General features: G+C 48.7%; 23 protein-coding genes. 14 read left to right on the top strand and 9 right to left on the bottom strand.

Translation table 11 applies throughout. The features are described 5' to 3' along the window. Positions 1–2: 2 nt before the first annotated feature. The 3 genes from ACO05E_RS03900 to ACO05E_RS03890 form a co-directional block, all read right to left on the bottom strand. The gene (locus ACO05E_RS03900) at positions 3–1553 is read right to left on the bottom strand and encodes a PAS domain-containing methyl-accepting chemotaxis protein (RefSeq protein WP_419811684.1); all 1551 of its coding nucleotides are present in this window, start codon (positions 1551–1553) and stop codon (positions 3–5) included. A gap of 9 nt (positions 1554–1562) precedes the next feature. After that, positions 1563–3293 carry a putative bifunctional diguanylate cyclase/phosphodiesterase gene (locus tag ACO05E_RS03895; protein ID WP_419811683.1) on the bottom strand — a complete coding sequence of 577 codons (1731 nt, stop codon included), beginning with the start codon at positions 3291–3293 and terminating at the stop codon, positions 1563–1565. A 333-nt stretch (positions 3294–3626) separates the two neighbouring features. After that, complete coding sequence (locus ACO05E_RS03890; protein WP_419811682.1) at positions 3627–5027, bottom strand: PLP-dependent aminotransferase family protein; 1401 nt, start codon at positions 5025–5027, stop codon at positions 3627–3629. Between the two features lie 263 nt (positions 5028–5290). Between ACO05E_RS03890 and ACO05E_RS03885 the strand changes: the two genes are divergently transcribed. From ACO05E_RS03885 to ACO05E_RS03850, 8 genes are all read left to right on the top strand, one after another. Continuing rightward, positions 5291–5773, top strand: a complete 483-nt coding sequence (locus ACO05E_RS03885; RefSeq protein ID WP_419811681.1) for an MSMEG_0572/Sll0783 family nitrogen starvation response protein — start codon at positions 5291–5293, stop codon at positions 5771–5773. 16 nt (positions 5774–5789) lie between these two features. Further along, positions 5790–6833 carry a Nit6803 family nitrilase gene (locus tag ACO05E_RS03880; protein ID WP_419811680.1) on the top strand — a complete coding sequence of 348 codons (1044 nt, stop codon included), beginning with the start codon at positions 5790–5792 and terminating at the stop codon, positions 6831–6833. Positions 6834–6837: 4 nt separating this feature from the next. Beyond that, complete coding sequence (locus ACO05E_RS03875; RefSeq protein WP_419811679.1) at positions 6838–7977, top strand: MSMEG_0568 family radical SAM protein; 1140 nt, start codon at positions 6838–6840, stop codon at positions 7975–7977. Then, the gene (locus ACO05E_RS03870; protein WP_419811678.1) at positions 7974–8651 is read left to right on the top strand and encodes an MSMEG_0567/Sll0786 family nitrogen starvation N-acetyltransferase; all 678 of its coding nucleotides are present in this window, start codon (positions 7974–7976) and stop codon (positions 8649–8651) included. The genes ACO05E_RS03875 and ACO05E_RS03870 overlap by 4 nt, the downstream gene beginning before the upstream one ends. Further along, a complete protein-coding gene (locus ACO05E_RS03865) occupies positions 8642–9706 on the top strand; it encodes a sll0787 family AIR synthase-like protein (RefSeq protein WP_419811677.1) in 1065 nt (354 codons plus the stop codon). The genes ACO05E_RS03870 and ACO05E_RS03865 overlap by 10 nt, the downstream gene beginning before the upstream one ends. Continuing rightward, entirely contained in the window at positions 9699–9992 is a 294-nt protein-coding gene (locus ACO05E_RS03860) for an MSMEG_0570 family nitrogen starvation response protein (RefSeq protein WP_419811676.1), read from the top strand. The genes ACO05E_RS03865 and ACO05E_RS03860 overlap by 8 nt, the downstream gene beginning before the upstream one ends. A gap of 101 nt (positions 9993–10093) precedes the next feature. Beyond that, positions 10094–11362 (top strand): MSMEG_0569 family flavin-dependent oxidoreductase, encoded by a 1269-nt coding sequence (locus ACO05E_RS03855; RefSeq protein WP_419811675.1) that lies wholly within the window; start codon positions 10094–10096, stop codon positions 11360–11362. Between the two features lie 39 nt (positions 11363–11401). After that, positions 11402–12301, top strand: a complete 900-nt coding sequence (locus tag ACO05E_RS03850) for a Pnap_2097 family protein (protein ID WP_419811674.1) — start codon at positions 11402–11404, stop codon at positions 12299–12301. Here the strand turns inward: ACO05E_RS03850 and gloA are convergent. From gloA to ACO05E_RS03835, 3 genes are all read right to left on the bottom strand, one after another. Next, positions 12298–12687 (bottom strand): lactoylglutathione lyase, encoded by a 390-nt coding sequence (gene gloA, locus ACO05E_RS03845; RefSeq protein WP_419811673.1) that lies wholly within the window; start codon positions 12685–12687, stop codon positions 12298–12300. The genes ACO05E_RS03850 and gloA overlap by 4 nt on opposite strands. Before the next feature lie 320 nt (positions 12688–13007). Further along, positions 13008–13643 (bottom strand): endonuclease III, encoded by a 636-nt coding sequence (gene nth, locus ACO05E_RS03840; protein WP_419811672.1) that lies wholly within the window; start codon positions 13641–13643, stop codon positions 13008–13010. A 196-nt stretch (positions 13644–13839) separates the two neighbouring features. Beyond that, positions 13840–14538, bottom strand: coding sequence for a DNA-3-methyladenine glycosylase I (locus ACO05E_RS03835; protein WP_419811671.1), 699 nt, complete (start codon positions 14536–14538; stop codon positions 13840–13842). A 129-nt stretch (positions 14539–14667) separates the two neighbouring features. Between ACO05E_RS03835 and ACO05E_RS03830 the strand changes: the two genes are divergently transcribed. Beyond that, positions 14668–15165, top strand: coding sequence for a peroxiredoxin family protein (locus ACO05E_RS03830; RefSeq protein ID WP_419811670.1), 498 nt, complete (start codon positions 14668–14670; stop codon positions 15163–15165). Between the two features lie 75 nt (positions 15166–15240). On the opposite strand, the gene ACO05E_RS03825 is transcribed toward ACO05E_RS03830, so the two are convergent. Beyond that, positions 15241–16701: a coniferyl aldehyde dehydrogenase gene (locus ACO05E_RS03825; protein ID WP_419811669.1), complete on the bottom strand. Its 1461-nt coding sequence runs from the start codon at positions 16699–16701 to the stop codon at positions 15241–15243. A gap of 293 nt (positions 16702–16994) precedes the next feature. On the opposite strand from ACO05E_RS03825, the gene ACO05E_RS03820 reads away from it, so the two are divergent. The 4 genes from ACO05E_RS03820 to ACO05E_RS03805 all read left to right on the top strand — a co-directional run bounded on the left by ACO05E_RS03820 (position 16995) and on the right by ACO05E_RS03805 (position 20333). Further along, positions 16995–18224, top strand: coding sequence for an NADH:flavin oxidoreductase/NADH oxidase family protein (locus ACO05E_RS03820; RefSeq protein ID WP_419811668.1), 1230 nt, complete (start codon positions 16995–16997; stop codon positions 18222–18224). Positions 18225–18237: 13 nt separating this feature from the next. After that, positions 18238–18708 (top strand): hypothetical protein, encoded by a 471-nt coding sequence (locus tag ACO05E_RS03815; RefSeq protein ID WP_419811667.1) that lies wholly within the window; start codon positions 18238–18240, stop codon positions 18706–18708. Positions 18709–18720: 12 nt separating this feature from the next. Next, positions 18721–19107 (top strand): hypothetical protein, encoded by a 387-nt coding sequence (locus tag ACO05E_RS03810; RefSeq protein ID WP_419811666.1) that lies wholly within the window; start codon positions 18721–18723, stop codon positions 19105–19107. A 203-nt stretch (positions 19108–19310) separates the two neighbouring features. Then, entirely contained in the window at positions 19311–20333 is a 1023-nt protein-coding gene (locus tag ACO05E_RS03805; protein WP_419811665.1) for a helix-turn-helix domain-containing protein, read from the top strand. A 44-nt stretch (positions 20334–20377) separates the two neighbouring features. Here ACO05E_RS03805 and ACO05E_RS03800 read toward each other — a convergent pair whose 3' ends face one another. Continuing rightward, positions 20378–22003, bottom strand: a complete 1626-nt coding sequence (locus tag ACO05E_RS03800; protein WP_419811664.1) for a sterol desaturase family protein — start codon at positions 22001–22003, stop codon at positions 20378–20380. A 133-nt stretch (positions 22004–22136) separates the two neighbouring features. Beyond that, positions 22137–23045, bottom strand: a complete 909-nt coding sequence (locus ACO05E_RS03795; RefSeq protein ID WP_419811663.1) for a LysR family transcriptional regulator — start codon at positions 23043–23045, stop codon at positions 22137–22139. 120 nt (positions 23046–23165) lie between these two features. Between ACO05E_RS03795 and ACO05E_RS03790 the strand changes: the two genes are divergently transcribed. Then, positions 23166–25067, top strand: a complete 1902-nt coding sequence (locus tag ACO05E_RS03790; RefSeq protein WP_419811662.1) for an acyl-CoA synthetase — start codon at positions 23166–23168, stop codon at positions 25065–25067. The last annotated feature ends 30 nt before the right edge of the window (positions 25068–25097 follow it).

The following is a 25097-nucleotide window of genomic DNA, read 5'->3' as shown; positions in this document are numbered from 1 at the left end:
CTCTAGCTGCGCACAAATTGTTCGACCAGATTCTTTTGCTGCTGTAAGCGGGTCACCAGTTGTTCGCTGAACTCGCTGGCTTCGCGGCCATGACATTCACTTTGGGCAGAAACATCGGCGATGGCGGTAATATTCTGATTAATCTGATCGGCCGCCTGAGACTGCTGTTGCATGCTGGTGGTAATCTGCAGATTAACTTCCGCCAGCTCGCTGATTTCCTGAGTGATACTGGTTAGTGAATCCCCGGCTTTCTGAGCCGATTCAACGCAATTTTTCGATAATGTATTACCATTGTGTACCGCCTCAATGGCGCTGTCAGATTCCGTTTTCAGCTGAGTCAGCAGGCTATTAATTTCCTCGGTAGACTGTTGGGTACGTTGTGCCAGCGCCCTGACTTCTTCTGCAACAACGGCAAAACCACGCCCTTGTTCTCCGGCCCGGGCGGCTTCAATCGCAGCATTTAACGCCAGTAAGTTGGTTTGTTCAGCAATGCTATTAATATCATTTAATACCTGAGTAATGGCCTGGGTACCACTGACCAGACGCGAAACCACATGATCAACGGTGTTCAGTTGCTCCGATAGCTGAGAAATAGAACCAATGGTTTCGGCGACCTGATGTTGTGCCGAATAACTTAAATCCTGGCTATGGCCTGCTGAATCCGAAGCGCTGGTGACTACTTTGCCCATATCGCGGACACTGGCAGACATTTGATTGACGGCTGCGGCAATGCTTTCGATTTCAGATTTCTGACTGTTTAATAACCGGGCAACCTCTTTTCCTTTAGTAGATGACTGATACGCCATATTCAGCGTTAATTCCGAGTCATCTTTCACCCGACCGGCTACGGCATTCACTTCAGCTTCTCTTTTTTTCAACGCCAGTCGTAACATACCAATGTCATCACTTCTGCCGGAATACAGGTACGCCATTAATGGGTTGTTAAAAACCGATTTAGCGTCACTGATCAGGGCCAGATACGACTGCCGCCATTGATAAAACAACACACCGCTAACGGCTGAAATCATACCTGTCACAAGTGTTGCTATCAAAAGTTCATCACTGAACAGAGACATTGTAAAACTGACCAAAGTAAGTAATACAAACGCCAGCATTGGCCACAGAGTGCTGTCACCAGAATGGCTCACATGCTTTTTCTGTTTGCCATCCCTGAGCTGTTGATAGGTTTTTTGTGCCCGCTGAATCAGTTGCGGATCTGGTTTGGTTCTGACCGACTGATATTCAACAATTCTGCCTTGTTGATCTTTGATTGGAGTGACAAAGGCATCAACCCAGTAATAATCACCATTCTTACAGCGATTTTTAACCGGCCCCATCCACGACTGCCCCTGACCAAGGTGTTGCCATAAATCACCAAAGGCTTGTTTAGGCATATCCGGGTGGCGTACCAGGTTATGGGCTTTGCCTTGCATCTCATTGAGCTGATAGCCGGATATCTGGCAAAAATTATCATTGGCGTAGGTAATATGACTATCTGTATCGGTGGTTGATAATAAAATTTGCTGCGCGCTAAAGGTTTGTTCCTGAGGCATTCTTTTCCCCTATAAACTGCTTTGGCAGGCATCGTCGGATGCAGCCGTTAATATCCTGGAAAGGTCAGACTGGGTTTCCGGAATTAATGGCCGGGAAACCAGATACCCTTGTATAACGTCACAATTCAGCTCTTTTAAAAGATTCAGCTGTTCAGTTGTTTCAACGCCCTCGGCAATCACTTTAACCCCCAGCTTATGTGCCAGCTGAATGGTGTTTTCAAGAATGATCATGCCTTTTTTATCATCCTGATCTATTTCCTGAATAAAGCTTCGATCCAGTTTCAGGGTGTCGATTTCCAGTGATTTAAGATAATTTAATGAAGAAAATCCGGTGCCAAAATCATCAATGGCAATTTTAAAACCATTCTTTCTTAAGCGTTTAATTTGACGTTGTGCAACACTGAAGTTTTCGACCAGGGAGTATTCGGTGAGTTCCAACTCAATTTGATGGTTGGCAATATTGTATTTTTCAAAAATATCTTTCAGGCAGTGGAGGAAGCTGCGGTTGTTAAGATCTTTGGCTGAAATATTGATTGATAGTTTTAAATCGTCTTTGTTAGTTAGCTGTGAATAAGCTTCGCAACTTCTGCGTACCATCAATTCCGATATTTTACTGACAATATTCAGCTTTTCTGCGGCCTCAATAAATTTAACCGGAGAAATAAATAAACCGTCGTCTTTTTCCCAGCGTGCTAGTGCTTCACAGCCAATAATTTTTCCTGATTTTAGATCGAGCTGTGGCTGAAATGCCGGAGTAATCATTTCCTTACGAATGGCTTTAGGTAATTCAGTTTCAATTTCATTTTTCTGAATAAACTCTTTGCCGATATTGTTGTTGTAGCTGGTGTAAGAATTCCCACCCTGTTGCTTAACCCAATACATCGCAATATCAGCACAGGACAGCAGGTCTTTGACATTATGGCCATCTGTTGGATAGGTGCTCAGGCCAATACTAAGCTGAATTTGATTCTCGCTGCCGTCAATTAATAATGGCAGGGTGTTCGCCTGTATCAGGTCATCGACAGCTTGTATAACTTGCTGCTGGCTCTTGTTGTTATCAAAAATAATCAGAAACTCATCGCCGCTCATGCGACCAACAATATCGTTGGGCGTTAGCACGTCGGATAAACGGGCGGCGACATTTTTAATCAGCTGATCACCAAAGTGATGGCCCCGGGTGTCGTTATAGAGTTTGAAATTATCGATGTCGACAAAAGCAATGGTGAAACTCTGGTCGCCAGGCTCACTCTGCAGAGTATGGATTTTGTCAGACAGAGTATTTAATAACAGAGTACGATTTGGATAAGACGTCAGCGGATCAAAGTAAGCCAGGTTCTCTAGCTCTATCTTGTGGTTTACCGACTCAGAAATATCCGAAAAGATAGCGACATACTGACGGGTATTGCCCTGAGAATCTTTAATGGCGGTGATTTTGACGTCTTTTGGAAAGTTATGGCCTTTTTTATGCCGATCCCATATCTCACCCTGCCAGTAACCATTCTTATCCAGATCTGACCACAGCCGCTGATAGAAAGCTTTATCGTGTTTGCCCGATTTCATAAATCCGGCCGGCATACCCAGCACTTCGTCTTTTTCATAGCCGGTGATTTGACTGAAAGCCGGATTCACATCGGTGATGATGTTGCGGGTATCCGTCAGCATGATGGCATCGGAGGCGTTGTTAAAGAATAACGCGGCGTGTTCCTGATACCCTGGAGAGTGTGATGAGCTGCCTATCATAAAAACCTAATGCGATTAGCCATAATCTGGTAGTACTACGAACGCAGCCTTGCGACTGAGGGCGGCTTCTCCGCGGTATTCTCAGTTCTCGTAAAGGATGTATTGCACTGCTGCTCGCTGGCGTCAGCCGTCATTAGGCAGCAGAATTGGTAAAAACACGCCATTTTGTGACGTGGTTCACAATTTACAGATATTTGAATGTTTGTTCAAATATCTGTATTGACTTCTCTGATTTAAATCAAGGTAGGGATACAGGGCAACAAAACGCTACCAAGGGTAAGCGTTTGGTAAGTATCGGTTTCTGGAGGGAGGCCTGGGGCCTGTTAACAAGCCCTAGTAACGGGTCTGAGTAAGGTGTGCGGGTTGTAACAGCGTTTCTTTCAATTTGATCATCTGCTCACGAATGTCCTCGCGGTTAAATGGCCCGCCGAAGCAAATACGCATCGCGTGAGGGGGATGGTTATCGGTGGCAAAAGCCATGCTGGCAACGGCACTGATGCCTTGGGTGCGTAAATCAATGGCCAGCTCGGCCGGGTGCCAGTCCACCTGCTTCGGAAATCTGAGCCAGAAATGAAAGGCATTGTCGGCCATATTGAGGGGAATGCCTTTTAACTCCTGCTGAATAATCTGCTGACGGGCATTGGCTTCGCGCTGCACCGACTGAATCATACGCTTGACGGTGCCTTGCTTGAGCCAGTTACAAACCATCATCTCGGTCATGGGGGCACTCATTACATTCAGAGAACGCAGCGCACCATTGGTATGTTCAGCCTGGCGTTTGCTTGGGCAGGCAACAAAACCAAAGCGAACCCCCGGAGCAAAACACTTGGACAGGCTGGATACATAATAGGTCAGGCCCGGAGCCAGCATGGCAAAGGACGGTAACGGGCTGTTGGCCAGCGGCTCGTACACATCGTCTTCAATAATCTGCACATTATGGCGCAGCGCCACATCGGCCAGGGCTTCGCGGCGGCTGCGTGAAATGGAGGTGCAGGTCGGGTTATGCATGGTGGGGTTGATATACAGTGCGGCAACATCATGGGTACGGCAGGCATCTTCAAAAGAGGAGGCGGTTGGCCCGTCGTTATCGCGCTCCAGTGCGTGTAAGCGTTTACCCAGCTGGGCGGCACTGGACTTAATGCCCGGGTAGGTCAGAGAATCGACACAAATCACCTGGTGGTTATCACATAACTGGGTCAGTAGAGCAGCCAGAATCTGATGCACGCCTTGTGATAACACCAGCTGTTCGAGAGCGGCATCCGGCACTTTATTAAGCAGGTGGAGTTTGACCTGTTCTTTGGTGTGTGGATGGCCACCGTGCTCCTGATAACGAAACAGCTTATACAGTTCATTCTGACTGATGGTGCTGAGGACAACGTCTTTTACTTCTTCAATTAACGTCGGAATCGCTGGTTCAATCACCATGTTCATGGTCAGCTCGTAAGGCGCCAGGCTGGGCTTAATCGCCGGTACTTTACCCTTGGCAAAGGTACCGGCGCCGGTCACGGTTTCAATCAGGCCACGCTTGCGCGCCTCGGTATAGGCACGTGACACGGTGGAGTAATTCACCGCCAGTGCTTCAGCCAGATCACGCATGGTCGGAATCTTGTCTTGTGGCTGCAGACTGCCACGTTCGATGTCCTGCTCAATCAGATCCGCGAGCAGCTTGTAGGTTGGGTATTTGCCTTTTTCAGCAACCGCTTTTTTCCAGCGTTCAATGTGTGTCTTGTACATGTTCTTTACCACTCATGCACTTAAATAGTGAACTTGCGTGTATTTGTGCAATCATTTAGTGCGATCAATTTTGAGCTGAATCCTGACAAAAACGGCGTTAAATCACAAGATTTAAAAAATTTTATCGGTTGTAAAAGAGTCAGGTAGAGCTTTATTGCAAATTGATTGCTTTTTAAAAAGCAATCATTGGCACCCGCTGTGCAATATCCGTTTTGAAATTGAACAACATCGATTTCTACATAATAACCAGCGGAGAATATGAAATGCCTCAAGTTGATTTCCCACTAAATAAAGACGGTGATTTTTTTGTTGATTACGAAGAAAAAGTCTTTGAAGACGTAAAAGCCCAGCCTGGCGAAAAAGCGCTGGTCACCTTCCACACAGTTGCGTTCGAAGGTTCAATTGGCTTCGTCAACATGCTGCAGGCGACCCGTTTGCAACGTAAAGGCTACGAAACCTCGATCCTGTTGTATGGCCCGGGTGTGAATCTGGGGGTGCAGCGTGGTTTCCCAACTATTGGTGATGAAGCGTTTCCGGGTCATATGAACTTTAACAACCAGTTGAAGAAGTTTATGGCTGAAGGCGGCAAGGTTTACGCCTGTCGTTTTGCACTGCAAGCCTTGTACGGCCATGGCGAGCACAACCTGATTGAAGGCATTCGCCCAATCAACCCGCTCGATGTACTGGATATCAAGTTGCTACACACCCGTGATAACGCGGTCATTGTTGATACCTGGACCATGTAATCGGGAGGCAGCAGCGATGTTAAATAAATCGGTTATTCGCGCTGCTGCCGTTCAGATTGCTCCCGATCTGGAGAGTCTGAGTGGTACGCTGTCCAGAGTGCTGAAGGTAATTGATGATGCCGCGGCAGAAGGGGTAGAGCTGATAGTGTTCCCCGAAACCTTTATGCCGTATTACCCCTACTTTTCGTTTATTTTGCCGCCAGTCAAACAGGGCAAGCCGCATTTAAAACTGTACGAGCAAGCCGTTGAGGTTCCCAGTGACACCACCCGGGCGTTAAGTGATAAAGCCCGGCAACATCAGATGGTGATTGTGATGGGCGTGAATGAACGCGATCACGGCACCTTATACAACACCCAACTGGTGTTTGATGCCAATGGAGAACTGGTACTAAAACGCCGCAAAATTACGCCAACCTATCACGAGCGCATGATCTGGGGGCAGGGCGATGCTTCAGGCCTGAAAGTGGTCGATACCCAGGTCGGGCGCTTAGGCGCACTGGCGTGTTGGGAGCACTACAACCCATTAGCGCGCTACAGCCTGATGACCCAGCACGAGCAGATTCACTGTGCACAATTTCCTGGTTCGTTAGTGGGCCCCATCTTTGGTGAGCAGATGGAAGTGACCATTCGGCATCACGCACTGGAGTCCGGCTGTTTTGTCATTAATGCCACCGGTTGGCTGAGTGATGAACAGATTAACAGCCTGACCGACGATCCGGATTTGCAGAAGTCTCTGCGCCACGGCTGTAACACCGCCATTATTTCCCCGGAAGGCAAACACTTATGTGAACCCATGACCGAAGGCGAAGGGTTTATTGTTGCCGATCTGGATATGGCGCTGATCGATAAACGTAAGCGCATGATGGATTCGGTGGGTCATTACGCCCGTCCGGAATTACTCAGCCTGCGAATTCAGGATGCACCGGCGCGTTATAGCGAGCCGATGTTTGTTGAGGACAGTGCCAGCCAGACGGATTCCATTGCTCCTTTTTCTTACCGAACTCAGCTCGAACCTCAATACCAACCCCAACCAGAAACTCAACCCGAATCCCAGGAGTAATCCTATGAGCGCCTTGTCAGCACTGAAAACGGATCTTAACTCTGAATTATTAACCGATATTCAGACCCACGGCGTGCGTCTGGTGGCACCGGATAACACTCATGTGAGCCGCCGGGGTGGTGCCGGGCCGTCTGATCATCAGGCGCTGACGATGGATGGCACCACACTGATGGTGCCGGTTTATACCCAAACCGCATGGCAATCGCCTTATGTGCTGGAAGACAACACGCTGGTGAAACAACAGCCCGGTGGTGAGCGTATTGCCCTGACTGATATTACCTTTGCGGATACACCAAATTTCTACAGCCTGAGCACCGCCGACGGTATTCCGTATCAGCAAATTGCCACACTGCACAGCACCGATGTACTGGCGACGACCGTGCTGCAAACCTGCATTCGTTATGAAAGCCGGCGCAAAGCGTGTCGTTTTTGTTCCATTGGTCAGTCGCTCAACGCCGGGCGCACCATTGCCGAAAAAACGCCACAACAACTGGCGGAAGTGGCAAAGGCCGCCGTGGAACTGGACGGTATTAAACACATTGTGATGACCACCGGCACACCTGCCACGCCCGACAGGGGCGCCAAAGTGATGTGCGACAGCGCCGTTGCTATCAAAGCCGAAGTGGATGTGCCAATTCAGGGTCAGTGTGAGCCGCCGAAAGACCACAGCTGGTTTGCCCGTATGAAGCAGGCCGGTATTGATTCGCTGGGTATGCATCTGGAAGTGGTCACGCCCGAAGTCCGTAAAGCGATTACACCGGGCAAAGCCGAAGTGTCGCTGGAAGAATATATGGCGGCCTTTGCCGCCGCCGTTGAAGTCTTTGGTCGGGGGCAAGTCAGCACTTACATTCTGGCCGGACTAGGGGATAGCAAAGACGCCATCCTCGATCTCTGCCAGGAGCTGGTGGGGATGGGGGTTTATCCATTTGTGGTGCCGTTTGTGCCGATTCGGGGCACCCCGCTGGAAGATCACCCGGCACCAAGCAAAGCCTTTATGGAAAGCCTGCTCAAGCCCTTGGCGGCCATGCTGGTGGAAGCGGGTATCACCTCAGAAAAATCCAACGCTGGTTGTGTGAAATGTGGTGCCTGTAGTCCGCTGTCACGTTATGAGAAAGAGCTAAATGAAAAGGAGCCGTCGTTATGAGCTCCACCGGCAATGAATTAACAAGTAACGATGAGTGGATGACGGTTAAGCAAGACCACTTTCGTATCAAGTGGGCTGAAAACGATTGGGAAATTGAGCAGGCGCGACGTTTACGCCGCCAGGTGTTTTGTGATGAGCAAGGACTGTTCGAAGATCATGATATCGACGTGATTGACCGTGACGCTCGGGTGCTGGTGGCGATCCAGCAAGTGGCTGGCATGTCGGAAAAAGTGGTGGGTACGGTGCGTATTTATCAAACCCAGCCGGGGATTTGGTGGGGCGGGCGACTGGCGGTTGAAAAAGCCGCTCGCCGCCAGATTGTACTGGGCAGTGGCCTGATTAAATTGGCCGTTCGCAGTGCAACTGCTTTGGGTTGCCAGCAGTTTAATGCCTTGGTGCAGCCGCAGAATGAGAGATTCTTTCAGCGTCTTAATTGGCTCTCTGTCGGGAATCAGCAGGTACAGGGCGTTGAGCATGTGCAGATGCAGGCAAAGTTGGCGTGTTATTCCGCGTTAGAAGAACCAGCTCAGGGGTTTTGGGTTGAAGGTCGCCGTCAGAAAAGCCCGCTTCATCTGCCTTATATCGAAGGTCCTTATTTCGAAAGGCCTTATGGCGAAAGGCCTTATGGCGAAAGCGTGGCTCAGCATCATCGGGAGAGCGCATTATGGAATTAAATCTGCAACAGCTGATAACTCATGTACGCAAGGATTCCGGGGTGCAATCCAAACTGGCCTTACAGCCGGTGTTGGATCGCTTTTCTGACTCTCAGCCAAATGGTGATGCCTTTCACCCCAATGGCGACGATGCGGCGGTTATCGCCACCGAGTCTGGCTTTAACCTGTTTGCGATGGAAGGTTTTATTCCCGAATTTGTCGCCCACGATCCTTGGTTTGCAGGTTGGTGTGGGGTGATGGTGAATTGCAGTGATATTGCCGCGATGGGCGGCAAACCCGTGGCTGTGACCAATGCCATCTGGGCACAAAACGATGCCTCACTGACGCTGCTGATGCAGGGCATCGCGGATGCGGCAGCGGCTTATGGGGTGCCGGTGGTGGGTGGGCATACCTGTCAGAACACCGCATCCGATCAGTTGTCGGTAGCGATTGTTGGTCAGGCGCAGCAGGTGCTGTCCAGCTTTGCCGCCAAGCCCGGGGATGTGCTGCTGTGTGCGGTGGATTTGCGCGGCCAGTACCAAGCGCCGTTTTTAAACTGGAATGCAGCGACGACAGCACCACCGGGTCAGTTGCAACAGGATATTGCGCTGTTGCCCGAGATTGCCGCGATGGCTGGGGTCACCGGGGCAAAGGATATTTCCCAGGCCGGATTATTAGGCACGGCCACCATGTTTATGGATTGCTCGCGCTGTGGTGTCGATATTCAGCTGCAAGCGATTCCTAAACCGACAGCGGTCAGCTGGGAAGATTGGTTATGCAGCTTCCCAAGTTTTGGTTATCTGATCAGTTGTGAGCCGCACTGTGTCGAAGCCGTTCTGGCGTTATTTCAACAACGCGATATTCACGCTGCTGTGATTGGTGAGATTAATGATTCCTCATCAGTGGCCGTGTCTTATCAGCAGCAACAGACCGAATTCTGGAATTTAGCCCAGCAAGCGTATCTGGTGCCGGAGTCTGGCCGTGATTTGGATAGCCGCTCTGCAGATAGTCATTCTTCAGATCGTCCGCTTTCAAAAATTCATGAATATGACAATAAGGAGCACAGCTATGCCTGAAACCCGATTTAACGTGCAGTGGCCGGATGGTGCTAAAGAATCCTGCTATTCACCGTCATCCGTTATTCACGAATTTTTCCGGATTAATCATGCTTACAGTGTGAGCGAATTTGAACAAGTCGCTGAACGTGCATTAACCGCAGCCAGCGAGCGGGTCAGAGCAAAATACGGCTTTGCCTGCTCCAGCGCTATGGACCAGCTGGGCATGATCCGACGGCGTTGTCAGCACTTTCAACGGCAGGATGATCTTGCGAGTAGCAGCGTGATCGTCTGCGATATTAATTAACTTTTTAAACAGACATTCATACGTCCAGATTTAAAACCTGCTTTTAAAAATATTAACTTGAAAAACTAAATTAAAAAGCGAACTGCATTAGGTAAAAAATAATGAGTATTGAAATGATTAAACAACATTACCCCGTCGTTATAGTTGGTGGTGGTCAGGCTGGTTTGTCGATGAGCTACCGCTTACAGAAAAAAAATATTGACCATCTGGTGCTGGAAAAAAATCAGTTGATGAACAGCTGGAAAACCCAGCGTTGGGATTCTTTTACCCTGGTGACACCAAACTGGCAATGTGATTTGCCTGATCATCCTTACGATGGCGATGATCCCAAAGGTTTTATGAATCGTGAACAAACCATTGGTTATTTGCAACGCTTTGCCGAAAAAGTAAACGCTCCGGTGATGGAAGGGGTAGAAGTTCAGCAGGTGCAGAAAAATGATCAGGGTGGTTATCAGGTAACGACCAGTAAAGGTGAATTCAGCTGCGATCAGCTGGTGGTTGCCAGCGGTGGTTATCATCAGCCGATTATTCCGCGCATGGCCGAGCGCTTACCGGAAACAGTGGTACAGATTCATTCAAACCAATATAAAAATGCAGGTCAGTTACCAGAAGGTGGTGTGCTGGTGGTGGGCTCGGGTCAGTCGGGTGCTCAAATTGCAGAAGACTTACATCTGGAAGGTAAAAAAGTCTTTTTGGCGGTGGGTAATGCCCCTCGGGTTGCACGCCAATATCGTGGTAAAGATGTGGTCGAATGGCTGGATGAAATGGGTTACTACCGCACCTCGGTCGATCAGCATCCATTACGCGAAGGTGTACGCGATAACACTAACCATTATGTCACCGGACGTGATGGCGGGCGTGAAATTGATCTGCGTAAATTTGCCTTAGAAGGTATGGAATTATTCGGTACGCTGGATAATTTTGATGGTCAGAATATAACCTTTAAAGCTGACTTAAATGAAAACTTAGAATTTGCCGATTCGGTTTACAACAATATTAATACCCGTGTGGATAACTACATCACCGAGAATAATATTGAGGCACCAGATGGTTATCAGTATGAGCCGGTATGGCAACCAGAAACCGAACGTGAGCAACTGGATTTAGCCGCCTCAGGTATTACTTCCATTATCTGGTGTATTGGTTTCCGCCCCGACTTTACCTGGCTGGATGCACCGGTATTTAATGGCAAAGGCGCGCCGGTACATCAGCGTGGTATCACTCAGGCGGCGGGTATTTATTTTATTGGTTTGCCCTGGTTGCATACCTGGGGCTCGGGCCGTTTCTCTGGTATTGCTGAAGACTCGCTGTATTTAAGCGAAGCCATTGAATCAGCATTGGCTAATGCCGATCAGAGTGTGTGTGCCTGATTTTTGTTGTTAATCCATGGATTGAAGTGAGGTGTGCTTATGACGATCACGAGTCATCATTTGTTGTCGCGTTACCTGATTGGCATGCCTCATTTATCTGCGGTGGGGCTCAGTGAGCAGTGGTTATTAAAAGAATGTGGACATCAGCATTGGCTAGCTCTGGCTCAGGCCTGCGGCAAACTGGTGCCAGAATTTTATGATCGCCAAGGTCATAAAGTGTATGCCGCGTTTGTGTGTGTTGAGGTAAATAATGCCCGTTTAGATGATATTAAAGAAAATGATGAATTGGATATGGCAACGGAACTGACGCGTTTATCCGCCAGCCGTAGTATGTCCAGCCATGTGCTGATGAAAGCCGATCGGGTGATTGCCCGGGTGATGATGGTATCAACCTTTGTCTATCGCCAGGAGCGCGGTAATAACCAGAGTGTGGCAAAAGCCGAATTGCATACCATAGCACCCGCGCAAGAGAATCATCCATTATCTGCGCAGGCGTTTAAGCTGTTAAAAAATCACAAACAGCATCGCCATGATTCACCTGCAGCCGGTGATTCGTTTCGGTACCAGCCTTGCCCTTATTCGGATTTTAACGGTGCTGATTTTTTATATTTTGCTGCGTTTCAGCAAATTGCAGATCGTGCCGAGTCGTTATTGATGGCTGATCTTCACCACCAACACCTTCACCAAAAACACCAACACCTTCACCAAGGTTTATGGGTAACCCGGCAACGTTCATTGTGCTATTACGGCAACCTGAATATTGGTGACAGTGTTTATGTTCAGGTAGCACGTCAGCAGATATCGGATTCAACCTTGAAGCATAGACTGCAACTTCGCCGGGCATCCGATGATGCCTTATTGCTGACGGTAATAACGGAAAAAAAAGCGGTCGCCCATGCGATGTTAAAATCAGGTGAGTTAACTCAGGCTGTGGGTTAACCTGGTTTCTTTTCAATTAATTCAATTTTGTAACCATCCGGATCTTCAACAAACGCAATCACTGTGCTGCCACCTTTAACCGGCCCGGCTTCGCGAGTAACCTTGCCACCATTATTACGAATGGCATCGCAGGTGGCAGCCGCATTATCAACTTCGATAGCAATATGGCCATACGCATTACCCAGATCGTACTCTGCGGTATCCCAGTTATAGGTCAATTCTAATACGGCGCCATCACTTTCATCGCCGTAACCAACAAAGGCTAACGTGTAGCGGTATTGTTCGTTATCACGTTGGCGAATTAAATTCATGCCCATGACCTCGGTATAAAAGGCAATGGACTGTTCTAAATTACCGACGCGCAGCATGGTATGTAAAATTCTCATCAATTTTCTCTTTTCAAAAAAATTTATAACGTAGTTCTGACAATGCAGTTAGGGCCTGTTAGCATTATTTTGATCGCGCTGTTATGTACTGAAAATCATTCAATCAAGGCGCGAAGAGTGATGTTTAACGTGTTAAATGAATGATGAGCAACACAGAGTGAAGGGTTTTCAGCCATAACCCGAAGGGCTGGTGTCAGTTTTTCCCTGAGCTGTGTTATTCATTGCTTATTTAACTCGTTAAACCACGCTCCTCATGCCTTGCTCATGAAAAAACTGACTTCCAGCAGCAATGATCTAAATAGTGCTAACAGGCCCTGGCTTCAGTCTTCGGTTTTTTCTTTAAATTCACATAAATCTTCAATCAAACACGACCCACACTTCGGCTTGCGCGCCACACAAGTATAACGACCATGAAGAATCAACCAGTGGTGCGCATCCATTAAAAATTCTTTTGGTACAAAACGCATCAGTTTATCTTCTACTTCATCTACGTTTTTACCCGGTGCAATTTTAGTACGATTGGATACCCGGAAAATATGGGTATCAACCGCCATTACCGGAATACGAAATGCGGTATTTAACACCACGTTGGCGGTTTTTCGGCCAACACCGGGTAAGGCTTCGAGTGCTTTACGATCTTGCGGAACTTCGCTGTTGTGAAGTGTTACCAGCATGTCGCACATTTTGATGGCGTTTTTAGCCTTGCTGTTAAATAAGCCGATGGTTTTGATATATTCCTTTAACCCATCTTCTCCTAAGTCGAGAATTGCCTGAGGCGTATTGGCCACTGGGAATAACTTCCGTGTGGCTTTATTCACGCTGACGTCGGTCGCTTGTGCCGATAGCGCAACCGCTAATAACAACTCGAACGGCGAATTGTATTCTAGCTCAGTTTCCGGGTTTGGATTTTCATCCCGTAGACGGGTAAAAATCTCCGTACGTTTTTGTTTATTCATGCTAATCGGTTTTATATCTTTCGTTATATTTTTCTAGCAGGTTGTTGAAAAACTACTTACGTTGCCATAACTTCGTTAAAAATCAGCTCAAAATGCTCATTTATTACTTATAAACTGCGCGTTTTCGCTGATTTTTGCCTTGCTCTGACTGCCTCAGAAACATTTTTCAACAGCCTGCAGAGTGCTGGTTCTAGCTCTAGCTCTGCGCTAGCCCAACATAATTATCACCCACGCTTAGTGCAATCAGATAGCTAAGTTCCTGTAGCGAACGACCACTTTGTTGTTGCAGCTCATTAAAATAATGTTGGGCGGCGGTCAGTGATTTTTTGGTTTGTAAGCCGCCATCAATAACCTGATTGGCGCGCAGATGGGCTTCGACATCGCGTGATAAAACAAAGGTATCTTTACCCTGTGCCCGTAATGCATAAACGCCGGTATTACCACCCAAACGTGCACCGTGTTTTTTCAGATGAGCCCACAATTCAATGATGCGCTCGCTGGGAAAGTCTGCCACAAACTGGCTGAAGGATTCACCGTGATCCTGTTGGTGGTAATAAATCATTGCCGCGTTAACAGGTACTGTTTTGACCTTGGTGTAGTTACGCACAATACGTTCGTCTGAGGACTTTTCTTCCAGCATTTCTGGCGGCATGCGCAGCAGTTTGTCGATATTAAAGTCCCAGAACACCTCGCGGAATCCCGGCCATTTGTTATTGATTACCTGCCAGTAAAAACCACTCTGAAAGATTTTCCGGGTAAATTCTTCCAGCCAGTCATCACCGCTGAGTTTTTTCAGCTGCGCGGGAGTGGCGGGTTGAGATAACAGGCTTTCGACCACGGCTTCGCCGCCTTTACGCTGGGCGGCACGCTGATAAATTTCCTGATAGTTTTCCATCTTACATATCCATAATAAATGTATGGCTAATGGGACATAATTGCTTGCCATGATAGTGGAGTCATGCATCGAACGGAACTTCTGAGGGTGGCTTCAGTCTCAGTGAAAACTATTTTGTGGAGCACAATAATGAAACCAATGTTGTCAGCGGGTCGTGCCGTGTTGTTTTTCCTGTTGGCCGGGCTGGCACTGTTGAGTCGTGCCGAGCCGCAGTTAGCCCCGGACTTCACCCTTAATAATGCTGCCGGAGAAGCGGTTTCCCTGAGTGATTATCGTGGCAAGGTAGTGGTGCTGCATTTCTGGGCCACCTGGTGTCCGTACTGTAAGCGGCTGCAGCCCGGCCTCGATGCCTTGGTTGATCAATATGGTGATCAGGGTCTGGAGGTGCTGGGAGTCAGCTTTAATGAAGATGAGGATGCTCAGCCGCAGGAAGTTCTGAAGCGTCGCGGTTCCGACTTTATGACTCTGGTGAAGGGTGGACGGGTTGCGGCCATGTATCAGGTACGCGGCACTCCGACTACCTTCTTTATTGATCGCCAGGGGCGTTTACGGGCGGTGACCATGACCTCCGATCCTAAAGAACCCGGGCTGACGCATATGGCGAAGACCTTGCTGGCTGAGCAATAAACCAGCAGACAAAAAAAGGGCCTTTGTTGAATTCAACAAAGGCCCTTTTTTTGTCTGGTTGGCTATGCCAGGCGCTTATTTAATGCTACGGCGACGGAAGCGGAAGTCCATCATTTTGCCCAGCATCTTAAACATGGTGTTATCCCATGGTGGCGCAACAAAAGCAGCCACATCCAGTTTGCCTTTGCGTACCACACCTTTGGCTTTACTGAAGTTCAGGAAGCCTTCATGGCCGTGGTAGTGACCAATACCAGAAGCACCAATACCACCGAACGGAATATCGTCGGCCATTACGTGGCTCATGGTGTCGTTCAGACACACACCGCCGGAATGGGTGCGACCCAGAATGTCGTCAGAGCGCTGAGTGTTCCAGTCGAAGTAATACAGAGCCAATGGGCGGGACTTGGAGTTCACGTAGTTCACGGCTTCGTCGATGCTGTTGTAAGACAGTACCGGAATGATCGGGCCAAACAGTTCTTCCTGCATAACCAGCATGTCTTCGGTCACATTAGTCACCACGGTGAATGGCATCTTACGGGTGCCTTCCAGTGATTCGTTAGCCGGGTTGATGGTGTGCAGTGTTGCGCCTTTAGCTTTGGCATCGTCCAGGTAGCTTTGCAGGCGAACGTGCTGGCGATCATTAATAATGGCGGTGTAATCCTGGTTATCTTTGATCGTTGGGTAACGCTGCGCCAGTACATCGGCAATTTCGCGGGCAAACTCATCCACTTTGCCATTAGGAACCATGATGTAGTCAGGAGAAACACACACCTGACCACAGTTGATGCCTTTACCAAACGCAATTCGGCTGGCCGCTTCTTTAATCGGGAAGTCTTCATGGATAATCGCCGGTGATTTACCACCCAGCTCCAGAGTCACTGGTGTCAGGTTCTTCGCTGCTGCGGCCATCACCTGTTTACCCACTTCGGTAGCGCCGGTAAATACCAGATGATCGAACGGTAGGTTGGTGAACGCGATACTGGTTTCTACACCGCCTTCAACCACGGCCACTTCGGACTCATCAAAAGCAGAAGCCAGCAGGCTTTTAACAACCTGAGAGGTTGCTGGTGCAAATTCAGAGGTTTTAATCATGGCGCGGTTACCCGCTGCCAGGGCACCAATTAATGGTGATAAGCCCAGGAAGATCGGGAAGTTCCAGGGTACAACAATCCCCACCACACCCAGTGGCTGGTATACCACTTTAACGGATGCTGGCATAACCGTTAACGGCACATGGCGGCGTTGTGGCTTCATCCACTTTTTCAGACGCTTACGGTTGTACGCCAGGCCATCCATGGTGGCATAGAATTCAGCCAGCAGAGTTTCGGCTTCACTGCGGTTACTGAAGTCCTGACTAACGGCTTTTAACAGTTGTTCTTTGTGATCCAGCAGAGCATTGTGCAGTTTATCCAGGTTGCGGATACGTTGCTTTGCTTCAGGCATTGGGTTGGCTAAGAAAGCTTTTTTCTGGTTAGCCAACAGGTAGGCCAGACCATCGGTGTCATCGTGCAGGGGAGTGGATACTGCCTGGTTCATAGGGATCACCCTTAATTTAGTTGTTTTTAGCCAGCCTACTTAAACACCCGTCCTTCGACAAGTGACGAAATTAGGGTGGGGTAGTTGGCTTTTGGAATGACAAGGAAGGTACAAAAAAGTAGGCATAAAACAGTGCGATGAAGGGTGACTGTACTACAGATGGAAGGTGGAGGTGCTACGATTGACAGGCTATCCATAATTTGTGGTGCACCGCTCCAATAAATTCAATTCTGCTGGTGCGGCTATTTAGCTAATCTGTAACAACAGAATAAATCAAACATGAGACACTTCTTATGACCAGTCAAACCCCACTGGCACAAGACCTGAAACTACGCTCAGGCACCGTGCTGAAAAACCGAATTTGTAAGTCGTCGATGAACGAAGCTCTGGCCGAAGCCGATGGTTCGGTAACCAGCGCATTCCGTACTCTGTATGCTACCTGGGCTGCGGGCGGTTGTTCCGTTCTGGTTACCGGTAATGTGATGGTCGATAAGCGCCACGCAAACGAACCTCTGGCTGTTGCAGTCGAAGATGAAAAAGATATGTTCCTGCTGGAGCAGTGGGCAAAATCGGCAACCGCTCAGGGCGTTGAAATCTGGCCTCAGCTGAACCACCCGGGCAAGCAGTCTCCTAAGTTCCTGAACGATGCGCCAGTTGCGCCATCGGCTATCCCGCTGGCGAGCGATATGTTTATTCCGCCACGTGAGCTGACCGAAGAAGAAATTCTGGACATCATTGCCCGCTTTATCAAAACCGCTGAAGTGCTGGGCAAAGCCGGTTTCACCGGTATTCAGCTGCACGCTGCACACGGTTACCTGATCAGCCAGTTCCTGTCGCCAAAACACAACCAGCGTCAGGATCAGTGGGGTGGTAGCCTGGAAAACCGCATGCGCTTTATTACTGAAATTTATAAAGGCATTCGTAAGTCTCTGGGTAAGAAGTTCAACATCTCCGTTAAGCTGAACTCTTCTGACTTCCAGAAAGGTGGTTTCACCGAAGAAGAATCCATTGAAGTGGCTAAGGTTCTGGATGGCCTGGGCATCGACCTGCTGGAAATCTCCGGTGGTAGCTGGGAAAACCCGGTTAACCGTCGTGGTGAGCAAAAAGCGAGCACCAAAGCACGTGAAGCTTACTTCCTGGATTATGCCGAAAAGCTGCGTAAAGAAATTAAGGTACCACTGATGGTAACTGGTGGTTTCCGTTCTCAGTCTTCGATGGAAGAAGCGCTGGAATCCGGTGCCATTGATGTGGTTGGTATGGCGCGTCCGTTTGTGGTTGAGCCTGACTTCGCCAATAAACTGCTGACGACCAGCAACAACGTTTCTCCGGTTAAGCCAATCACCACCGGCATCAAGAAAGTGGATGCGATGGCGATTATGGAAATCAGCTGGTACACCAACCAGATTCACCGTATCAGTCAGGGCCGTAAGCCAGCGACTAAAGTCCGTGGTCTGTTGTCCGTTATCAATGTGTTCTATCAGTTCTGGCGTCGTGGCCAGAAAGTGAAAAAGGTTCGCGCATAAGGAGAGCAACGATATGGCAAAGACAATAAGAATGATGGGCATGATGCAGGAAAATGGTTTGAGCAAGCAGGAAATGCTGCTGCTGGAAGCCAATGCAAAGGCCCTGTACAAAAAACACTTTGGTAACAAATATCGTATTATGCCGATCTGGGTTGTGATTCCGCGTGGTCAGGCATTCCTGGCTGCTCAGGCATCCACCAGTACCACCGTAACACTGCCGGTCGATGATGGTACGGACGATAAACTGCGTCATGCGTTTATGTCAGAGTTCTGCGAAATGTGGATGGGTGTGACTCAGTGCCACATTAACGAAATTATCCTGACCGTTCCGGATATGTCTGTATCGGATGGCATGGTAACTGCGCAGCTGGAGCGTATTAATCCAAGTATTAAGAAACTTCAGATGGCACGTATGCTTCTTAAAATGTTTAAGTCAAAACTTGTTCATGGTTACTTCTCCATGAATATGAACCTGAACCAGTAAGGAGACTTTGATATGCCGTTATATACTGTATCGACCAAAACGCCGATTCCTGCTCCGATTAAACAAGAGCTGGCTAAGCTGATTATGGATATTCACTGTGGCATCACGGGTGCTCCGGAGACGTTCGTAAACGTTGTCTACTCTGAAGGTGTGCCAATGTCAGACGACATGGCTTACCACATTCTGGCGACGGTTCGTAAAGGCCGTACCAAGGATATGAACAACGAACTGAAAAACGAGATGTGTCGTCAGATTGTAAAACTGCTGAACACCTCGCCTCAGTTGCTGAAGCTGTCTATCTATGAAATGCCAGCTGCCTGGGTAATGGAAGGTGGTAACATCCTGCCGGAACCTGGTGAAGAAGATCAATGTGAGTGGCTGCAACAAGCTAATCACTGATCGTTAATGCCTCTGGCCCTCAGAGGCATTAGCAATGCTTTTACGCGTACCGCAACAACCTCCCTAAATATTGGCGGTACGCTTTTTTATTGTCTTCTCTTTTTTCTCCTCATCCATTAAATCTGGTATTCCCCCTTTTCTGAATCATCACGCTTACCTGACAGGTTTGTTATGATCAGGCTCCGTACTTATGTGGATAAGGGATGATGAAGTACCTGTGTATCGCCAGTTGCTGGATTAACGCATTGGTTGACGAATTTGCCGAACAAGGGCTGGATGTTCTTCAGATCACCCACGGTTTGCCAGGGTTTAAGCAGGGCAGTTTTTCTGAAAATGATCGCCTGGATTTATTATCCGCCCGGATTTTATGGCATCGGGCTGCACGCTTATCGAATGACCCTTTGCTCGGTGCACGCATTGGTCTGACGCCCAATTATCGCAGTGTGGGCGTGTTAGCACCGCTGATCTGGCATTCCGAAACCTTAATGGCGGCGCTGAATAATATTGCCCGCTATCAGTCGCTGATCAGTGAAAACGGTGCTTTTCGTTATCAACGACAGGAAAATGGCCGGGTACTGTGTGTGTATGAAGAAACCCCGGCCGCTCTGCCAGCTTCCCTGCAACAAATATTATCGGTCACCGTTGCCAGTATTGTGATGATCAAAACCTTGTCGCCTGCCAAACACTGCGTCGCTAAACTCACCGTGCCACAAGGTACCCCAACGTCGGGTTTATCCGGCTTATTAGATATTGAAGTCGAGAATGCAGGTCAGCAGGTCAGTTTTGAACTGCAATTGACTGAGGCGGAATTACAGCAAGCCACGATTGGTCGTGATCCGGTGTTGTATCGCATGTGTCTGGAATATGCCAATTCATTGCTGGTCGACCAGGACAAGGGCACGGCGGTTATTCAACAGGTGCGTCGTTATGTGGCACATCAGGGTATGATTCAATCCGATATTTCGGGTTGTGCCGGGGTTTTGTCAGTTCATCCCCGTACGTTACAGAGACAACTGGAGCAAGCAGGTACCAGTTTCAGAAAACTGAAAGATGAAGTGTTAAAAGAACATGCGCTGGCGGCGATTAATCAGTCGACTGATATTAAACACATTGCCGAGCAATTGGGTTACAGCGAATTAAGTGGTTTTTACCGTAATTTTAAAAACTGGTTTGGTGTTACGCCAAAAAAAGCACTGAAAGATGGGGTGCTGCATACTAAAAAATAACAGGCCATAAAGAGGTATGGCCTGTTATTTAAGGCACTTCTGAATTATTCAGCGGCCAGATCCGATTGATAGCCAAGCTGATTAATAGCTGCTTGTAAGCGCTGCAATGAGCTGGCGGATTTCTCTTTAATAATATCGCCAAAATACAGCGCATTGGCGGAAACCAGAGCAAAGTTAGGCAGGGTGTAATCCAGTGTGCGCTGGAACTGGCTGCCGCCTTCGGCTAATTCCGTCACCCGATAAGTCAACACAATATGGCTGCCGTTGGTCTGATTTTCAGCCTTAGCCTGCCAGATCTTTCCGGGTTGATATTGTTCAACTGTCCAGCTTAAGTCGTTCTGTCCGATTGGGGTGTCGACTTGTTCAGCAAACTGATCCCCCGCCGCTAAAGTGCCGGTTTGTTGAGTGATCACCTTTTCTGATTGTGGGTGCCATTCAGGCCAGCGGCTGACGTCTCCGGCATAGGCCAGTGTTTGCTCTGCTGTTTTGTTCATGGCGATGGTATTCACCACCGTGGTGGTTACCGGGTATGACCATAAGGTGGCGATAAACCACAGCATGGCTGGCAGGCGAATCATCTCCAGTGGAATGAGCTTCGATTTATTTTCCAGCAAGCTGCTGGTAATAATCACACCACTAACCAGAATCAGCGCCCCGCTAATTTTTAACCATAATTCCAGCTGGGGTGACAGGAAGATAAACATGGTGCCGGATGAGAAGGTTAATAGCGTAGCAATACCGGCATAAATCTTTTTCGGCAGTGTAGTGTACGGGTCGTACTTTTCCCGGTCGGCGGTGCCTTCTTTTTGTAAGTGATGATCGGCACCCACACAGTCGGCCGGACGCCAGCCGGTGGGTTTAAACCACAGGCCAATTTTATCCGACCATTTTTGTGTATGCACCGAATCGCTGAACATGGTTGCCCAGTGGCGCAGGTTCAGTTTTAGCGGGCTCAGGGTATGAGTTGGGTTGGTGGTGCCATAATGGCACGCTTCACTGACCAGTTCTGGTTGCCAAGTGCCAAACAGGCGATCCCAAATCACCATGGTACCGCCATAGTTACGGTCGATATAAATCGGATTTTTGGCATGGTGTACACGGTGGCTGGATGGGGTGGAGAAAATACCTTCGATAAAAGGCACACGCTCGATTCCCTGAGTATGAATCCAGAACTGATAACCTTTCAGAATCAGGAACTGACCAAGGAACACTTCTGGCGGGCAGCCCATCAATGCCAGTGGCAGATAGAAAATCCAGGAGAACCCATATTGGAAAGCACTCTGACGAATGGCCGTTGTGAAGTTATATTCTTCACCCTGGTGATGACCTTCGTGGGCACCCCATAAAATATTGCGCTCGTGAGCAATGCGGTGGAACCAGTAATAGAAGAAGTCCACGCCAAAGAAGAACACCACCCAGGTCACCAGGCTGGTGCTGCTGAAATCATATACGCGGAAGTTTTCCCAGATCCAGACAAACACCCCAAAGGTGTACACCTTTAATAAGGCTTCTGAGATTAATAAGCAGGCTCCCATCGAGCCGCTGGTGACACTGTCACTGTAGCTGTGCAGGCTTTTGCCTTTGGCTTTTAAGGCCAGGTATTCAACCAGCATCAGTATCAGGAACAACGGGATGCCAAATGCTCCGAAGTTATACTCAAACTCAACCATATTGTGATCCTTCTTGTTATTTTATCGGGCCTGACATGCTCAGACTCTGGGGCACAGTGTGCCGTGGTCTGAGCGAATGTCTTTGCCCGGTAATGACAAAAAGTGGATGCTTGCGACAGAAATATGACTGAAGTTAAGCCGTAGAGGTTTGATCCCGGTTTACGTTTGGCAGGCTGTTAAGGACCTCGATAAATTTGGCAACGCTGGGAATATGCTCTGATTCCGGCTTCAGTAACAGGTATGACTGCCATTGCAGCTTGGGCATACCCGGGATGATTTTCAGCTCTCCTGCATCAATTTCCTGCTGGAATAACACCTGAGGGCCGCCGGTAATATAATCGGAGCTCAGCGTCAGAGATTTTGCGGTGGTGTAGTTACCGCAGGTAATGGTTGGAATGTTATCCAGTATGCCTTCCGGTACATTCACCTGAATATTGGGTGGAATATCCGGGCCAATAGAAGGGTAGTTTTTTAACTCAGACAGTGGCATAGGTTCAGCCTGCTGAAAGATTGGGTGTTCGGCACGGGCAACAAACACCAGCTGATCACGGGTCAGGCCGGAGTAAGTGAGATTGTCAGGGATGTATTGCGGCACAAACGGGCCTAATGCAACGTCGACTTCGCCGTTAAGCAGTAACTTGTTCAGACGCTCGGTGGAGCCACTGATCAGCTTAACGCGGATATTGTTAGTGGCTTCGGAGTAACGAACCAGCAGTTCCGGGAATAACACCTGCTCTATGATGGGGCCAATGCCGATATTGAGGTTGCCGGCATTCAGCGTGCCCAGCATCTTAATATGACGATCAATGCTGCTGAGACGATCACGGATGTTGTCGCCTTGCGCAATCATGTATTCTGCTGCCGGGGTTGGGTTCATACCGCCGTTGTGGCGATAAAATAATGAGACACCCAGGGTGGACTCCAGACGTGACAGACGTTTACTGAGTGTGGACTGCGAAATGCAGAGCACTTCAGCGGCTTTGCTCAGGCTGCCGTTGTCTGTGATCGTGCTGATAATGTGGATGTCGTACGACTCGAGCATGGTTCCATTCCAGTGGTATTCGTATATTGCTGTACCCTACCAAAAAACTATCAATTTTGAGAGTGCTTTGAAATCAGTAAGCTCAGCACAGCTGAATATTAACGATTAACAGGTAACTATATGAATAATAACCTCGAATCGCTGTCTGCCGTACAAGAAACAGAACTGGCACCGTATAGCTCTTTAGCGTTACCCGATTCTACTTATGGTGCTCTGAAAGCCAGCGCCGAGCGTTATGGTAACAACGCGGCGATCGAATTCTTCTTGTCGACTGACATGATGGATGACTTCGTCAGCATCAGTTACAAAGAATTGTTTGCCAATATTACCCGTTGCGCCAACATGTTCCGCGCTCACGGTATTGATCAGAATAATATGGTGGGCCTGATCCTGCCGAACCTGCCGGAGACGCATTACGCCATCTGGGGTGGTGAAGCGGCGGGTACTGCCTTAAGCCTGAACCCACTGTTAGAAGTGGAGCAACTGTCGTCACTGCTGAAAACCGCAGGTGTGCGCTGGTTAGTAACGCTGGGCCCAACTCCGGGCAGTGATATCTGGGAAAAAAGCTTACAAGCCTGTGAAGGTGTGGATACGCTGGAAGGCATTTTCCAGATCAACCTGTCACCGTATCTGGGTGGACTGAAGAGCGCCTTTATTGCTGGTAGCTCTGCGGTTTCACGTCTGAAAAGTTCGCTGAAAGTGAAAAGCTTTAATGCTGAGCTGAAAAAATACAATGGCGAGCGCCTCGATTTTGCTGAGCCTAAAGCTGATGACATCGCTTCCTGCTTCTGTACCGGTGGTACCACAGGTTTGCCTAAGATTGCCCGTCGCCCGCACAGCTCTGAAGTGTATGACGCCTGGGCCGTTGGTCGTATGGTTGCCTCAAACCTAACAGAAGGAGTAGGTGTCTTCTGTGGTTTACCACTGTTCCACGTTAACGGTCAGATTGTGACCGGCTTAGCCAGCTGGATGCGTGGTGCTAAGGTCATTCTGGGTACGCCGCAAGGCTACCGTGGTGAAGGTGTTGTGCCACGCTTCTGGGAGATTGTTGAGCGCTTTAAAGTGGCTGCTTTCTCCGGGGTACCAACTCTGTATGCCGGATTGCTGAACTACCCGACCGAAGGCCACGATATTTCCAGCCTGCAGGCGGCATTCTGTGGTGCAGCGCCGATGCCTAAAGAATTGTTCCGTCAGTTCCAGGATCGCACCGGTATTCCGATTATTGAAGGTTATGGTCTGACAGAAGGCACCTGTGCTTCCAGTCTGAACCCGGGCCTGTCTGAGAAAACCATTGGTTCGATTGGTATTCGTCTGCCATATCAGGACATGATGTGTATTGTGCTGGACGACGATGGCAACTACGTGCGTGATGCTGAAGTGAACGAAGTGGGTGCGGTGTCGATTAAAGGGCCAAACGTATTCGCTGGTTATATGGAAGAATCCCACAATAAGGGTATCTGGATTGAGCGTAACGGCGAAACCTGGCTGAACACCGGTGACTTAGGTCGTCAGGATGCCGATGGTTATTTCTGGCTGACGGGCCGTAAGAAAGAGCTGATTATTCGTGGTGGTCATAACATTGATCCAAAAACTATCGAAGAAGCCATGCACGAGCATCCAAAAGTGCGCTTAGCCGCAGCAATTGGTCGTCCGGATGCATACGCCGGTGAATTGCCAGTGGTGTATGTTGAACTGGAAGATAACGTTAAGTGCAGCGAAGATGAGCTGATGGCGTTTGCCCAGGAAAACATCGCTGAAAAAGCCGCCTGGCCAAAATCCATTCAGGTGCTGGATGCAATGCCGGTAACTCCTGTGGGTAAAATCTTTAAACCAGCGCTGCAAATGATGGAGATCGAATTCGTGATTCGTCGTGAAGCGCAAGAAAAAGGTGCTGAGATTCAGTCTCTGGAAGTCTCGCAACATGCTCAGCGTGGTTTGTTGGCGGAAGTGAAACTGGCTCAGTCGTCTTCTGAGTTACTGCATGCCTTAGATCAGTACGCGTTTGAGTACGACATTGTCTGATTAGACCTGATGCAAACAAAAAGGCCCTGA

The organism is Bacterioplanoides sp. (assembly GCF_965226395.1).
Taxonomy (GTDB): domain Bacteria; phylum Pseudomonadota; class Gammaproteobacteria; order Pseudomonadales; family Oceanobacteraceae; genus Bacterioplanoides.
Note: the sequence above shows the minus strand (reverse complement) of the source record. Positions and strands in the feature narration are given on the sequence as shown.